Origin of the sequence: Psychrobacter sp. bablab_jr014 (genome assembly GCF_016464015.1) — a bacterium.
In the GTDB taxonomy this organism is placed as follows: domain Bacteria; phylum Pseudomonadota; class Gammaproteobacteria; order Pseudomonadales; family Moraxellaceae; genus Psychrobacter.
Genome location: NZ_JACDXT010000028.1, coordinates 13,328 through 28,529 on the forward strand (window position 1 = coordinate 13,328; position 15,202 = coordinate 28,529).

General features: G+C 47.2%; 10 protein-coding genes. 6 read left to right on the top strand and 4 right to left on the bottom strand.

From position 1 onward, the window contains the following. Positions 1-21: 21 nt before the first annotated feature. From icmH to betT, 5 genes are all read left to right on the top strand, one after another. Positions 22-834, top strand: coding sequence for a type IVB secretion system protein IcmH/DotU (icmH, locus tag JIE71_RS07525; RefSeq protein ID WP_199508119.1), 813 nt, complete (start codon positions 22-24; stop codon positions 832-834). Positions 835-1,265: 431 nt separating this feature from the next. Beyond that, positions 1,266-1,832: a TetR/AcrR family transcriptional regulator gene (locus JIE71_RS07530; RefSeq protein ID WP_206767432.1), complete on the top strand. Its 567-nt coding sequence runs from the start codon at positions 1,266-1,268 to the stop codon at positions 1,830-1,832. Between the two features lie 168 nt (positions 1,833-2,000). Next, the gene (betB, locus tag JIE71_RS07535; RefSeq protein WP_199508120.1) at positions 2,001-3,503 is read left to right on the top strand and encodes a betaine-aldehyde dehydrogenase; all 1,503 of its coding nucleotides are present in this window, start codon (positions 2,001-2,003) and stop codon (positions 3,501-3,503) included. 97 nt (positions 3,504-3,600) lie between these two features. Beyond that, positions 3,601-5,295 (top strand): choline dehydrogenase, encoded by a 1,695-nt coding sequence (betA, locus tag JIE71_RS07540; RefSeq protein WP_199508121.1) that lies wholly within the window; start codon positions 3,601-3,603, stop codon positions 5,293-5,295. A gap of 258 nt (positions 5,296-5,553) precedes the next feature. Next, positions 5,554-7,611: a choline BCCT transporter BetT gene (gene betT / locus JIE71_RS07545; protein ID WP_199508122.1), complete on the top strand. Its 2,058-nt coding sequence runs from the start codon at positions 5,554-5,556 to the stop codon at positions 7,609-7,611. Positions 7,612-7,771: 160 nt separating this feature from the next. On the opposite strand, the gene cysE is transcribed toward betT, so the two are convergent. From cysE to dnaE, 4 genes are all read right to left on the bottom strand, one after another. After that, entirely contained in the window at positions 7,772-8,668 is an 897-nt protein-coding gene (gene cysE, locus JIE71_RS07550; RefSeq protein ID WP_199508123.1) for a serine O-acetyltransferase, read from the bottom strand. A 205-nt stretch (positions 8,669-8,873) separates the two neighbouring features. After that, positions 8,874-9,692: an RNA methyltransferase gene (locus tag JIE71_RS07555; RefSeq protein WP_199508124.1), complete on the bottom strand. Its 819-nt coding sequence runs from the start codon at positions 9,690-9,692 to the stop codon at positions 8,874-8,876. Beyond that, positions 9,689-10,060, bottom strand: coding sequence for an Hpt domain-containing protein (locus tag JIE71_RS07560; RefSeq protein ID WP_199508125.1), 372 nt, complete (start codon positions 10,058-10,060; stop codon positions 9,689-9,691). Before JIE71_RS07560 ends, JIE71_RS07555 begins: the two co-directional genes overlap by 4 nt. A gap of 57 nt (positions 10,061-10,117) precedes the next feature. Continuing rightward, positions 10,118-13,768, bottom strand: a complete 3,651-nt coding sequence (dnaE, locus tag JIE71_RS07565; protein WP_199508126.1) for a DNA polymerase III subunit alpha — start codon at positions 13,766-13,768, stop codon at positions 10,118-10,120. A gap of 333 nt (positions 13,769-14,101) precedes the next feature. On the opposite strand from dnaE, the gene JIE71_RS07570 reads away from it, so the two are divergent. Continuing rightward, positions 14,102-15,202 (top strand): RNA-guided endonuclease InsQ/TnpB family protein (locus JIE71_RS07570; RefSeq protein WP_199508127.1); only part of this gene is annotated, 1,101 nt, incomplete at its 3' end.

A 15,202-nucleotide genomic window follows, 5' to 3' on the forward strand; every position in this document is an offset into this window, starting at 1 on the left:
ATATCAATAGTTGGAATTTTTATGTCAACCAATACTACCGCCAATAGCAGACCTTCGCTTTTAGACTCAGGGGAGGTGGCTTCTAGTATCTCTATGGAGGGGCTAGAAAAGCGTCTGGGCAGTCGCTCGCTCATTGATATCATGTATGACGGGTTTTATTTGGTTTTTTTATTGCGCAATTACTATTTTAGTCAAAATCCAAGTGATTTTCGTCAAAAAATTTATGGTTTTTTAGATAAGTTTGAAGTCGATGCGCGTAAAAAAGGCTTTATGTCAGAAGACGTACACGAAGCCAAATATGCTTACTGTGCTTTGGTTGATGAAACGATTATGACCTCACAAGAGGCCGATTTTCAGATGCTCAAAGACGCTTGGGAGCTGCACCCATTACAGCTTGATTTGTTCGGATCACAGATTGCGGGCAATGAGTTTTTTGATCGCTTGGACAGCTTGCGCGAGCAGGGCGAAAAGCGTCTGCCTGCGCTTGAGGTGTACCACTATGCGATGCTGCTGGGCTTTCAAGGAAAATATCGCCTTGAGGCGTCAGAAAAAATCCGTTATCTGATTGCGCGTTTGGGTGATGAAATTGAGCATTTACGTGGTAATAAGCATGAGTTTGCTCCGTTTTGGGCGATTCCAGATCAGATTAAACACACACTGACCCGTCAAACACCTTTATGGATGATTATTGCAGCGATTGCGTTTTTGCTGACCAGTATCTTTGGTATCATGTATTACTTCACCAACCACAATACCGACAGCCAACTAACAGCTTATAATCAAGTCATTCAAGAAAATAAAGAGCAAGCACATATTTCAATCTTTTTGCCTTAGTCACTGTTTATTTTTATCTTATCTCTTAAAAACAAAACGCTGGACAGTCACTGTTCAGCGTTTTTTTATGCCGTACTATTTTTTATTAACAATTTGTTACTTTTAGGCCTTTAATAATTTTGGGCAGTTTAATTGGTATATTGCCATTGGCTATAGCCTTAGGCTGATATAGCCTTGTCAGTAATCTGCTATCTTCTAGAAAAGCATAAATGCCTGATTTTCTTCGCAAATAATGTTGATGATTTGACTATGAATGTCCGCTTAATTTGCAATATCTACTTAGATGTGTAAAATACCGACCGTGCGGTATCTTTTATTTACTAAGTAAAAATAAAGACGGTTTTGTAAAGATATCTCTTCGAGAAAAGAGGCGCAGGCTGGTATGGCGACTTTTTATCTCACATACCGACCGATTTAAGGTGTTGATAACTATGAAAAATGCATATAAACGTAAAAAACAACCTGAGCTGATACGTCGTGCACTGATTGAACAAGCGGCGCGTATTACACTAGAGGCAGGGTTGTCTAAAGTCACGTTTCAAGCCGTTGCAGACGCGGTCGGCGTCACCAAAGGTGGGGTGATGCATCATTTCTCGACCAAAGATGCGCTGATTAAAGCGGTGTTTGATGATGCTGTTGCCAAATTTGAAGATGAGGTTGATGCATTGATGGCCAAAGACGATGTGGCGCACGGCTCGTTTACGCGCGCATATATTAATGCCACGATTAATTTAAGTGAACAGGGTCAACAGGAGATGAATCACCAAGCCACGTTGTATGTACTGATGCTTGGAGACAGTCATCTACGCGCACTATGGTCGGAGGTATTGCAGGCGCGCTTAGTGCGTCACCAGAACACTGATGATGGGGAAGCATTAAGTCTGGCGCGCTTGGCAGCAGATGGGCTTTGGTTATCAGATTTTTCTGGCATTCAAAAATTTGATAAAGCTGCTGTGTATCACCGTTTGATTGCGCTCACTCAGCCCGACTGCCATTAATCCATACAGGCCATACTATCTCTAGGGTATACGCTGGTAGTCTTTGCCTGTACGAACAGCCATTTAATGTCTTTAGTTTTATACTGCTCTGCATTAACGGCCTTTGAGACCAGCAGAAATTTTTACTATAAATTTTATTCAATGAACAATCCAACAAAGAGTGTGTTTATGACAAAATTCAATGATATCAACGATGTAATCGGATTTAACGATGTGCAAACGGCCTTTATTAATGGTCGATATGTGGCAGAGTCTGCAGAGGCTGAGCGCTTTGATAGCATCAATCCTGCGACAGGGGAGGTGTTAGCGACAGTACAGCAGAGCAGTGACGCTGAGGTTAATCAGGCCGTGACATCAGCTATCGCAGGTCAAAAGGTGTGGGCGGCGATGACCCCAACCGAGCGCGGACGTATCTTGCTAAAGGCAGTTGATATGCTGCGTGAATACAATGATGTGCTGGCAGTGCTAGAGACCAAAGACACAGGTAAGGCGCTGTCTGAAACCAAATATGTAGACATCGTGACAGGCGCGGATGTGATTGAGTATTACGCAGGACTGGCACCTGCGATTGAAGGGCGTCAAATTCCACTGCGCGATAGCAGCTTTGTTTATACACGTGAAGAGCCTCTCGGCGTGGTCGCGGGCATTGGCGCTTGGAACTATCCGATTCAAATCGCCATGTGGAAGGCAGCACCTGCGCTGGCGGCAGGTAATGCGATGATTTTTAAACCCTCAGAAGTCACGCCACTGGCTGCGCTTAAACTGGCAGAAATATTAAGCAAAGCGGGTTTGCCTGATGGTGTGTATAACGTGGTACAAGGCGATTACCGCGTGGGTGAGGCGTTAAGCCAACATCCTGACATTGCTAAAGTTTCCTTTACTGGCAGCGTGCCCACGGGCAAAAAAGTAATGGCAAGTGCGACATCGTCATCGCTCAAAGACGCCACAATGGAGCTGGGCGGCAAGTCTCCGCTCATTGTCTGTGATGATGCGGATATCAATAAAGCCGCTGATATTGCGATGATGGCGAACTTTTATAGCACAGGTCAGGTGTGTACCAATGGCACGCGTGTTTTTGTACCTAAAGCCATGCAAGCGGATTTTGAAGCGGCAATCGTTACCCGCGTACAGCGTATCAAGCTGGGCGACCCGATGGATGAGTCGGTCACGATGGGGCCGCTTGTTAGCAGTGCGCATCAGCAAAAAGTCTTGGACTATATTGAGCAGGGTAAAGCGTCAGCCGCACGTCTATTGATTGGTGGCGAGCCTGTCACAGACAGCGCATTAGCAAATGGCGCATACGTTACGCCGACGGTATTTAGTGATTGCACTGATGATATGAGCATTGTGCAAGATGAAATCTTTGGTCCTGTGATGTCTATTTTGACCTATGAGACCGAAGAAGAAGTGATTAGTCGTGCTAATGATACCGACTACGGCTTAGCCGCAGGGATTGTCACCAATGACATCAACCGCGCGCACCGTATTATCGGTCAGATTGAGGCGGGTATTTGCTGGATTAATACGTGGGGCGAGTCAGCAGCGCAGATGCCTGTCGGCGGCTATAAACATTCAGGTATTGGCCGTGAAAATGGCGTGCAGACGCTGGCGCATTATACCCAAACCAAATCAGTACAGGTCGAGATGGGCGACTTTGAATCGGTATTTTAAGCCGTAGTTTGCTGTTATCAAGCGGGCGTTTTTAATTAGCGCTCGCTTGATGTCCTTATGCTTAGCGCATTATTTTATCTAGATTTTGGAGTGTGTTATGTCATCAAACATGGCTGAATTTGATTATATTATTGTCGGCGCAGGGTCAGCGGGCAACGTATTGGCGACCCGTCTGACCGAAGATGCGGACGTCAAAGTGTTATTATTAGAAGCAGGACGTCCCGATTATCGCCTAGACTTTCGCACGCAGATGCCTGCGGCGCTCGCGATGCCATTACAAGGCAAAACCTACAACTGGGGTTACAAGACCGACCCAGAGCCTTATATGAATAACCGTGTCATGGATTGTGGTCGCGGCAAAGGCTTGGGCGGTTCATCGCTGATCAATGGTATGTGCTATATCCGTGGCAATGCGCTCGATTATGATGGCTGGGCGCAGCTTGACGGGCTAGATGATTGGACATATCTCGACTGCTTGCCATATTTCAAAAAATCCGAAAACCGTGATGTGGGTGAAAACGACTATCACGGCGCGGGCGGTCCTGTCGAGATGACCACCTCAAAACCTGGGGTCAATCCGCTATTTCAGGCAATGATTGAAGCAGGTGTGCAGGCAGGCTATCCACGTACCGAAGACTTAAACGGCTATCAGCAAGAAGGCTTTGGCCCAATGGATCGTTTTGTCACGCCAAACGGTCGCCGCGCCTCTACCGCACGCGGTTATCTTGACCGTGCTAAGCCAAGAGACAACATCACCATCTTAACAGGGGCGCTGACGGATGTGATTTTGTTTGATAACAAACGTGCTGTTGGTGTCAAAGTCCATCACGAAGGACAAACCAAAAACTTCTATGCCCAGCGCGAAGTAATCGTATCATCAGGCGCGATTGCCTCACCGCAGCTTTTACAGCGCTCAGGCATTGGTCCTGGTCAGTGGCTCAAAGAAGTCGGCGTTACAGAAGTGCTCGACCTACAAGGGGTGGGCAATAACTTACAAGACCATCTTGAGCTGTACATGCAGTATGAATGTAAGCTGCCTGTGTCTATCGCTCCTGCCAACAAGTGGTGGAACAAGCCAGCCATTGGCGCAGAATGGCTGTTTAACGGTACAGGCTTGGGCGCGTCCAACCAGTTTGAGGGTGGCGGCTTTATCCGTACGCATGAAGAATTTACACACCCTAATGTGCAGTATCACTTTTTGCCGCTCGCTGTACGCTATGACGGACGCAGTGCTAGCGATGCACACAGCTTTCAGGCGCATGTTGGCTCATTACGCTCACCCAGCCGTGGTCGCGTCAAGCTGACTTCTAAGGACCCAAGCGCGCATCCGAGCATCTTGTTTAACTATATGTCGCATGAGCAAGATTGGCGCGAGTTCCGTGAGGCAATGCGCATCACTCGCGAGATTATGCACCAGCCAGCGCTCGATCCGTATCGCGGCGCAGCTATCTCACCGACTGAAGACTTGGTGACTGACCAGCAGCTCGATGATTATGTACGCGAGCATGGTGAGACTGCTTATCATCCTTCATGTACCTGTGCGATGGGTGAACACAATAATGCTGTGGTTAATGGTGAGGGCTTGGTGCATGGTATTGATGGTTTGCGCGTCGTTGATGCGTCGATTATGCCAAACATCATCAGCGGCAACTTAAACGCCACCACGATCATGATCGCCGAAAAAATCGCCGATAAGATGAAAGGCGTGCAGCTGCCACGTTCGACGGCAGATTATTATGTGGCCAATGGCGCGCCGCTGCGTAGAGAGCCAATGCGCCGCTATATGCCATAAGCGCTATCTTGTTATTGCTTTCATTATTGTCTTAATGGGTGCGTGCTGGCGCTATGCTGGCACACCAATTTTAAAGTGATACAGTGAGGCAAAGCAGCCATGATGAGTGCTTTGTACTCGATTTTTAATCGGTATGACCTACCTTAGTCGCGTTTGACCACGTTCAGGGAATGGATGTTTGGACTGCTCTATGCTTTAAACGCATTTAAGCTAGGTGATATCAGACCGTAATTTATATGACTTATTTGAGGTCTTTTTATGCACAGTTCGCCATCAGCGAATGCAACAAAACCCTTGAGCCTAAACAAAACGGTATTTTTAGGCTCAGCCATCATTTCTATTTTATTGATTATTTGGACGATTTCCTTTCCTAGCTATAGTGAAGGGCTATTAAGCGCGGGTATGGCGTGGGTATCAGAGAGTTTTGGCTGGTATTACATGCTGGTTGTCGCCGCGTACAGTATTTTTGCGTTGTTTGTTGGCTTTTCTAAATATGGTGATATTAAACTTGGACAAGACCACGAAAAGGCGCAGTTTCCTTTTTTAGCATGGGCAGCCATGCTATTTTCAGCAGGTATCGGTATTGACTTGCTGTTCTTTGGTGCATCCGAGCCGTTGACGCATTATCTCATGCCGCACGCAGGCTTGACGCCTGCTAGCAGCGAGGCCATGCAACAGGCGGTGGCACAGACCTTTTTACATTGGGGGCTACACGGTTGGGGTATTTATGCCTTAATTGGTATGGCACTCGCGTATTTTGCTTATCGCAAAAATATGCCTCTGGCGCTGCGTTCACCCCTTACGCCTATTTTTGGCGAGCGTTTGGTTAAAGGGTGGGTTGGTGATGGTATAGACACCTTTGGTGTGGTCTGTACTTTAATGGGCATTGCCACCAGTTTAGGTATTGGGGTTTTGCAAGCCAACGCAGGCTTGACGCATGTGTTTGGTATCGAATCGAGTAAACTGGTTCAGTCCATTATTATTATTGTTGTCGTCATCGCAGCCGCTGTCTCAGCAATGACGGGTGTTGAAAAAGGCGTTCGCCGTCTGTCTGAATTCAATATGCTGTCGGCGATTTTATTGTTAGTGGCGATTTTGGTTATGGGTAATACAGTCTATTTGCTCAATACCTTTACCCAAAATATCGGTCAATATTTTCAAACCATCGTCGCAAAAACCTTTGATGTGTATGCCTATGAGGGCGCAGAAGGTGCTGCGTGGAAATCATCGTGGACGATATTTTTCTGGGCGTGGTGGGTTGCGTGGGCGCCATTTGTCGGCTTGTTTATCGCACGTATCAGCCGCGGACGTACGCTACGTGAGTTTGTCTTTGGGGTGATGTTTATCCCGCTTGGTTTTATCTTTGCGTGGTTCTCTATCTTTGGTAACTCGGCGATTGACTTGGTTGCTAATGGTGCAACCGCACTCGGTGATGTGGCGACTTCTGACCCTGCGATGGGCTTGTTTGCCTTGTTTGAATACTATTCTTATAGTGATATTTTGTCGTTCGCAGGTGTGATGATTGGCTTGATTTTCTTTATCACTTCAGCCGATTCGGGCGCGCTGGTATTGGCAAATCTTAGCTCAAAAGGCATGACCAATGACGCCGATGCGCCCGTGTGGCTACGTCTGTTTTGGGCAGCAGCGACAGGTTTGATTACACTGGGTCTCTTGTTCGCTGGTGGCTTTGCGTCATTGCAGTCCGTCTCAGTCATCGCAGGTTTGCCGTTTTCCATCGTGCTCGTCATGTACATGATGTCAATGTGGAAGTCACTCAAAGAAGAAGGCAATAAGCGTAAAGCAACCACCATCGGCACGGCAAACGTCTTGGACAATGGTAAAGGCTGGCGCGCGCGCTTGCAGCGCATCGTCAGCTTCCCAAGCCATGCACAGGTTGAGCGTTTTTTACAAAACGTGGTCAAGCCTGCCATGATTGAGGTTGAGCGCGAGTTTACTGCTGGTGGCTTAAACACTGTGCTGGACATTCGCAATCTTGAGCATATTGGCAAAGATATTAAAAATAGCCAAGATGATGACAATGGACAAATCGACGGTCTAAAATTGCGTGTGGGTCATGGTGATGAAGATGACTTTGTTTACGAGGTTAATCTGATTCGTGCCGAGCGTCCGAACTTTACGCTCAACACCTCAAGCAAGCACGCCGAGTACTACTACCGCGCTGAAGTGTTTTTAAGTGAAGGCTCGCAAGAGTACGACTTGGTCGGCTATACCAAAGAGCAAGTGCTCGTGGACATCCTAAACCAGTACGAATATCACTTGCAGTACTTACATTTAGAACGTCAGCCAAACAGTTAAGCGCGCCAGTCATTGTTATTGTTTATAAAGTGAAAAAGCCACCTACACATTCAGGTGGCTTTTTTTATCCAAACTTAAGATAAAAACTGAGAAAGCGCATTATAAAAATAGCCTAAGTATATATAAACAGTGCTTTAGCTTTATTGAAGCAATGTTGTGCTTACTGCTCGCCATCTTGTTGGTCTTTATTACCAATCACACTTAAGTCTTCCGCACACAGTTTGTCGTATTCTTTTTTGCAAAAGTGAGGATCCATTTTGCACATAGCTGCTTGCATTTGGTCGAGTCGGGTCTCAGACTGGCGAATATGCTCAAGCATTTTGGCAAAGGCATCAGCAACAGGATCGGTTGAGCTGGGGCTAATACCATAGGCTTGGAACGTGCTTTCGCGGATACTTTTGGGTTTTTGTGTGCTGGCGTGTTCGGTATCCACACCTTGCGCTGCTTGTTCTTGCTGTTTGGCATCGTCCACTTTTTTGGTTAGTGGGTTGCCTTTTTCATCATGATAATCTGATATCATGCGCGCCGCGCTGCCAACCATCGTGGCGTTCTCGGGCACAGCTTTTACCACAACGGCATTTGAGCCAATCTTAGCATTTTTACCGACCGTAAATGGCCCTAAAACTTTTGCGCCTGCACCGACGATGACGCCGTCCTCAAGTGTGGGATGACGCTTGCCGTTGTTCCAAGACACGCCGCCCAAGGTCACACCATGATACAAGGTCACATCATTGCCAATCTCAGCCGTCTCACCGATGACCACCCCCATACCATGGTCAATGAAAAAGCGTCTGCCAATCTTAGCCGCAGGATGAATCTCAATACCTGTCATCATACGCGAGCCATAAGAAATTGCACGCGCTGCAAATTTATGATTATGTCGCCATAGGCAATGCGCGCCACGATGCAGTATCAGCGCGTGCATTCCTGGATAGGTAAGTAGTACTTCCATACTATTACGCGCAGCAGGATCACGGTTAAATACCGCTTCGATGTCTTCTTGTAGATTTTTTTTGATAGTAACGAATGATTTGAACAAGGTCTTTGGCGATGGCATAAAGCGTCCTGTCAGGTCTTAATCCATACGGAAGGATAAAATAAAAGTCGTATGATAAGCAGTGCAATAAAAGCTTGCAACCGCCTGAATGCACCAGTTATAGCAGTTTTGCACAAAAAAATACAGCCGTAGCTGTCACTGCTTATACAGAATGTAACACACCCTAATAAGAGTAAAGACAGCTACTGGCTGTAGGTCAATGATTTTAAGAGACTTTTAACTTCGCGATTAAGGCGCTTAGTAATTGATATTCTTTTTTGTCAAGTTGCAAGCGTGCGCTTAGGCGTGATAAGCGTACGGGTAGGGACTTTAATTGTCCTGCATCAGCAAGGTTTTTATCGACCATAAGCTCAATAATGCGCTCGACCAGTCGTTCTTGCTCAGCGTGCGTAATGGCAGGCTCATCCCACTGTTGACGAATATGCGTGGTCAGTATGTCACTTGTGTCATCAGGCGTTTGGCTTGAGGTAACGTGCGCTTGCAAGCGTGCAAAAATAAAGCTGGCAATGACCTGAATCGCTGAGGCGACGTTCAATACAGGATAGTCAGGGTTGGCATCAATCTGAATGTGATAATCAGCCAGTGCCAACTCATCGTTGGTGAGTCCGCGGTCTTCACGCCCAAACAAGATAGCAATGTTAGGCATGGTTTCTTTGTTTTTATGCGCGTTAATAAAAGACAGCATAATCTCAGCAGCCTCAGTCGGATTCACAACAGGACGAGGAATATGACGACTACGACTGCTGGCAGCAAATACCAACTGACAATCAGCAACAGCCGCTTTCAGGCTCGGCGTGATGGTCGCCGCTTCTAATACCGTAATACCGCCTGCAGCATGGGATACGCTGCTATCATCGATAGGATGCTTGGGGTCAACCACCGATAGGCGAGACAGACCCATCGTATGCATAGCACGAGCCGCTGAACCGATATTTGCAGGTAGTGTGGTGTTAACCATCACCACTTGCAGACAAGATAGATAATCGCTCAATACAGATGGCGCAGTAGGTTCTGTGATACTCATGACAGGCCTAAATACTTTTGAATATCTGCTTCTAACGTATCCATTGCTGCCATCATCTGTTTAACAGTGCTTTCATATTGATTGATTGTGTTGGCGCGACTCGCTTCTTGCAGTTTGCTGCTTAATTCTAGCATTTGCACTGCCCCTAAATTGGCGCTTGCGCCTTTGATGGCGTGCGCAATTTCAAAGCCATTGACATTGTCATTTTCGGTTACGGCAGTCGCTAGCAAACCAATGCGATGACGACTATCGATGATGTAAGTACTGACCAATTCTTGAAAGTCATCTTCAAGCAAATCGCGCATTTCATCAAATTGTTCGTAGTCAATGACGATGTCAGTTAACGTCTGGTCGTGTGTTTGGCTCATATGGAAAATCCAATTCAATCAAATTTAATACAAGGGATGAATGGTCGATACCACATATTAGCGGTAGTGAAAGTGCAAATGTGTATCGCCAACCAAAGTTTTCAAGCGTTGCAGATTATCATCATTAGGATAAACACGCCAGTGCGGTGATAGCGCAACGTTAGCTATAGCATAATTGTTATAAATCGTCAGACCGAGTGCAACACAATTATCGTTAAACGTCGGGGTATGGCTCTGTGTAGAGGGTATCATTTGTAACAAGTCATTACCCATATCATCATATAGGCTATCTAAGCCCGTATCGTCTAAATAGTCGTCGCTCTCGTCTTCCTCTTGGTATGCAGCGATAGGCGGTGGAATGTCCGCTGCTTGAGCTGATTTTAATAAAGGCTGCAAATGCTCTAACAGTCGCGTGTCTTCGGCAAACACTTTAATGCTGATTTTATCAAGCCAGCGCAGGCGTGCCTCCAGCATACTAAAAGCATGAGTCAAGCGCGCGAACAAGCGCCCATCACGCTCACGGATACTGCCTTTAATGACAACCACTTCATCGATTTTAATCACGTCTTTTACGCGGTTAAAACGCTCAGCGTAACAGCTGACTTCAAGGCGTGCTGTGCCGTCGTCGAGGGTAATCACATGACGGTTGCCAAAATTTGCGACATCCATCACCAAGCCTGCAAAATAACAGCTGCCATTAAAGCCTGTGTCATTTAAGCTATCAAGGCGCGCGCCTGCGGTATAGCGTTTTAGCTCATCGCGGTATTCATCAATCGGATGCCCTGTTAAGTACAGTCCAAGCGTACTTTTTTCTGCTTTTAGACGATGCTTGTCACCCCAAATTAAATCGCTGGAGACAGGCAGCGGCGGTGCACTGACCACGCCACTATCAACATCACCGAACAAGTCCATCATGCCAATTTCGCGGTTTTGGCGGTCTTGCTCGGCGGCTTGTACCGCGCTGGCAAGCTGACTCATGAGCGCGCCGCGTATTTCAAACGCCAGCTCACTTGGCAAGTCTGGGCGCAGAGTCTCGGCAAAGTCGTCAAAACAGCCAGCCTTCACTAACGCCTCAAGCGTGCGTTTGTTGACTTTTTTGATATCCACGCGGCGACAAAAGTCGTATAAATCACTAAATGCGCCACCAGCACGGCGGGCGTTTACAATCGACTCGACCGCACCTTCGCCAACGCCTTTAATCGCGCCTAAGCCATAAATAATATTGGTCGGCGTGTCGGCAACAAAGTGCCACTCACTGCGGTTCACAGACGGATTGGCCACAGTTAAGCCAAAGTTTTCACGGCAATCATTAATAAAGAACACCACGTTGTCCGTGTTGTTCATATCAGAGGTCAGTACCGCCGCCATAAATTCGGCAGGATAATAGTGCTTGAGGTAGGCGGTTTGATAGGCAAGGACGCCATAGGCTGCCGAATGCGACTTGTTAAACCCGTAGCCTGCAAACTTTTCCATAAGGTCAAACACGCCACCAGAGGTTGCCTCATCAATGCCTTGCGCGGTCGCCCCTGTAACAAAGATATCGCGCTGTTTTGCCATTTCTTCAGGCTTTTTCTTACCCATCGCACGGCGCAGCATGTCCGCGCCGCCAAGGCTGTAGCCCGCCATCGCCTGCGAGATTTGCATGACCTGTTCTTGGTAAACAATAACGCCGTTAGTGTTGTTCAAAATTGGTTCAAGATACGGATGGTCGTAGACGACTTCTTCGCGCCCGTGCTTACGGTCGATATACATCTCAACCATGCCCGCATCGAGTGGCCCTGGGCGATACAGCGCACACATGGCAATGACGTCTTCAATATTGCTCGGTTGTAGCTTAGCAAGGTATTTTTTCATACCCATACTTTCTAACTGAAACACCGCCGTCGTTTTGGCGTCTTGCAACAGCGTATAGGTATAACTGTCATCCAGTGGCAAATCCTCGAGTACCAGCGCTGGCTGTTGTTCACGGGCGCGGCGCGCATTGATGTTTTGCACAGCGGCATTAATTACTGTGAGGTTACGCAAACCCAAAAAGTCAAACTTGACCAGACCGACCGCTTCGACATCGTCTTTATCAAACTGTGAGACGCGGTGACCTTCATCATCACAATAAATGGCGCTAAAATCGGTAATCTTGTTGGGTGCAATCAACACGCCGCCCGCGTGCTTACCGACGTTACGGCACACGCCTTCAAGCTTCAGCGCCATCTCCCAAATCTCAAGTGCATCTTCATAATCCATGTTGTCAGGATTGCTGATTAGGTCTTTGAGCTGCGGCTCTTCGTTCATCGCTTGGGTGAGGGTAATGCCTGGGGTTTTGGGAATCAGCTTGGACATTTTATTGGCAAGACCGTACGACTTGCCCTGTACCCGCGCCACATCGCGCACTACCGCTTTTGCTGCCATCGTACCAAAGGTGATAATCTGCGACACCGCCTCGCGTCCATAAGTATTGGCGACATAGTCGATGACGCGGTCGCGCCCCTCGATACAAAAGTCAATATCAAAATCAGGCATTGAGACACGCTCAGGATTCAAAAAGCGCTCGAACAACAAGTCATAATGTAGCGGATCAAGGTCGGTGATGTTCAGCGCGTACGCGACCAGCGAACCTGCGCCTGAGCCACGACCAGGACCGACTGGCACGCCATTGCCTTTTGCCCAGCGGATAAAGTCCATGACAATCAAGAAATAACCAGGAAAACCCATCGACAAAATGATGTTCAGCTCATATTCCAAGCGCTCATCATACGGCGCACGTATCGCGTCCCAATCCTCGCCACGCTCATCAACAGGGTAGAGCTTGTCAAGACGTCTATCGAGACCGCGCTTTGATTCAGCACGGAAAAAGGACTCAATGGTCTCGCCTTCGGGCACAGGGAAGTCGGGCAAGACGTTTTCACCAAGGGTTAAGGTCACATTGCAGCGCGTCGCCAAGTGCATGGTGTTGTCAATCACCTGCGGAATGTCGGCAAACAGCTGCTGCATCTCGTCTTGGGTTTTTAGATACTGTTCGTCGGAATAGAGGCGCGGGCGGTTGGGGTCGGCAAGCACGTAAGAGGTGGCAATACAGACGCGGGCTTCGTGCGCGTCAAAATCGTCTTGCTGCAAAAAACGCACGTCGTTGTGCGCAATCATAGGAATCTGATGGCGCGCCCCTGCATAAATTGCCGCTTCGATAAAAGCGTCTTCACCAGCACGTCCTGTACGTTTGATGGCAAAATACAAACGGTCGCCAAACGCTGCTTGCCACGAGGTTAATAAATCGTCTGCTTTTTCAGACACCGCGCTAATCAGCGCTTGCCCGACATCGGACTTTTCCGTAAATAAGACAATCACCCCGTCAGCGTGCGCGAGAATCTGCTCACGCGTGACCACAGGCGTACCGTGATTGTCAGGATTGGCACGCCCATCGGTATAGCCTAACGATACGATGCGCGTGATGTTTTGATAGCCTGTATTGTTCATGGCAAGTAAAGTTAAGCGCGTGTCTTCATTGTCCATGATGACTTCGCTACCGATAATCGGCTTGATACCCGCGCCAAGACACGCCCGATAAAACTTGACCGTGGCATATAGGTTTGAGAGGTCAGTCAGCGCGAGCGCCCGCTGTCCATCCGCCGCCGCCGCTTTAATCAGCGGCTTGATACGGATGATAGAGTCTGTAATTGAATATTCACTATGAATGCCAAGGTGTACAAATGCCATAAACGACTCTTTTTTATACTCAAAAAAACCAAACGCGCCTCTAGGATATGGGTATAAATAACAGTGTTATCAATGATTTAACTTTCATTTACAGCCTATCCGTGCGCGCTCGCATAGCGCGTTATCATAGCATTTTTCTGTTCGTATCACCACTTCTCAGACACGCAAAAACGCCCAAACCGAAGGAGGCTTGGGCGTTTTTTATCCTCCGTTGCCGTAAAACCACCGACTTTAGGCGATGGATATAAGGCAACGCCATGACCACGCTCATGCACAGATGTAATTTAATAGACCAATGTTGAATAAAGAATAATGGCAGTATAAACTAACCCCATGAAAACCCTCAAGCTACGCATACGAGATAAACACACTGACCAACTAAACCGCCTAAGTGGTTCGGTTAATTTCGTATGGAACTACGTCAATGACTTGAGTTACAAGTACCTAAAACGAACAGGCAAATTCTTTAGTGCCTATGACCTAAGCATCTACACCAAAGGCAGCGGTGAATATTTAAACTTACATTCTCAAACCATTCAAGCCATCAATGAGACTCATGCCAAAAGCCGCAAACAGTTTAAAAAGGCTAAACTTAACTGGCGAACCAACCGACCCAATGCCAAACGCAAAAGTCTAGGCTGGATACCTTTTAAAAAATCTGCCGTCAAACACATTGCTACCCACCAAACAGGCAAAAAAGGCTTAAAATCAACACTACAGCTTAGTCTGTCTAAAGGTAAAAAACTTATCATAGACCTATGGGACAGCTATAACCTTAGCCTATACCAAATCAACACCCTACAAATCGTGCAAGACAGCCGTAACCGTTGGTATGCTTGTATTACCGTCAAAGACTATCCCAAAACCACTTGCGGAACTGATAACGTTGGCATTGACTTAGGACTTAAAGATAGTGCCACCATCTCAAACGGCGACAAGTTACACATTAAACAAACGCAAAAATGGGCTAAGAAGCTAGCAATTGCTCAAAAAGCCAAGAACAAAAAGCGTGTAAAGGCTATTCATGCCAAGATTAAAAACACACGCCTAGACTTAATCCATAAATTCACCACCAATCTTATTAAGCAAAATGCTTTGATTGTGGTCGGTGACGTTAAATCACGCTCATTCACGAGCAAAAAAACCAAACTGGCAAAATCAACTTATGACGCTGGTTGGTATGAACTCAAACGGCAACTGACCTACAAATGCGAGAACGCAGGTTGCCGTCTTGAAATTGTGAATGAGAGTTACACTACCCAGACTTGCTCGTGCTGTGGCGATACGTCCAGTAGTCCGAAAGGTAGAGCAGGTCTTGGAATAAGAGAATGGACTTGTGCTGGGTGTGGCACACGGCATGATAGAGATATCAATGCCGCTAAGAACATTCTTGCGGTCGGGCTTGACCGTCTCGCTGGAGAAATCGCCACCCAA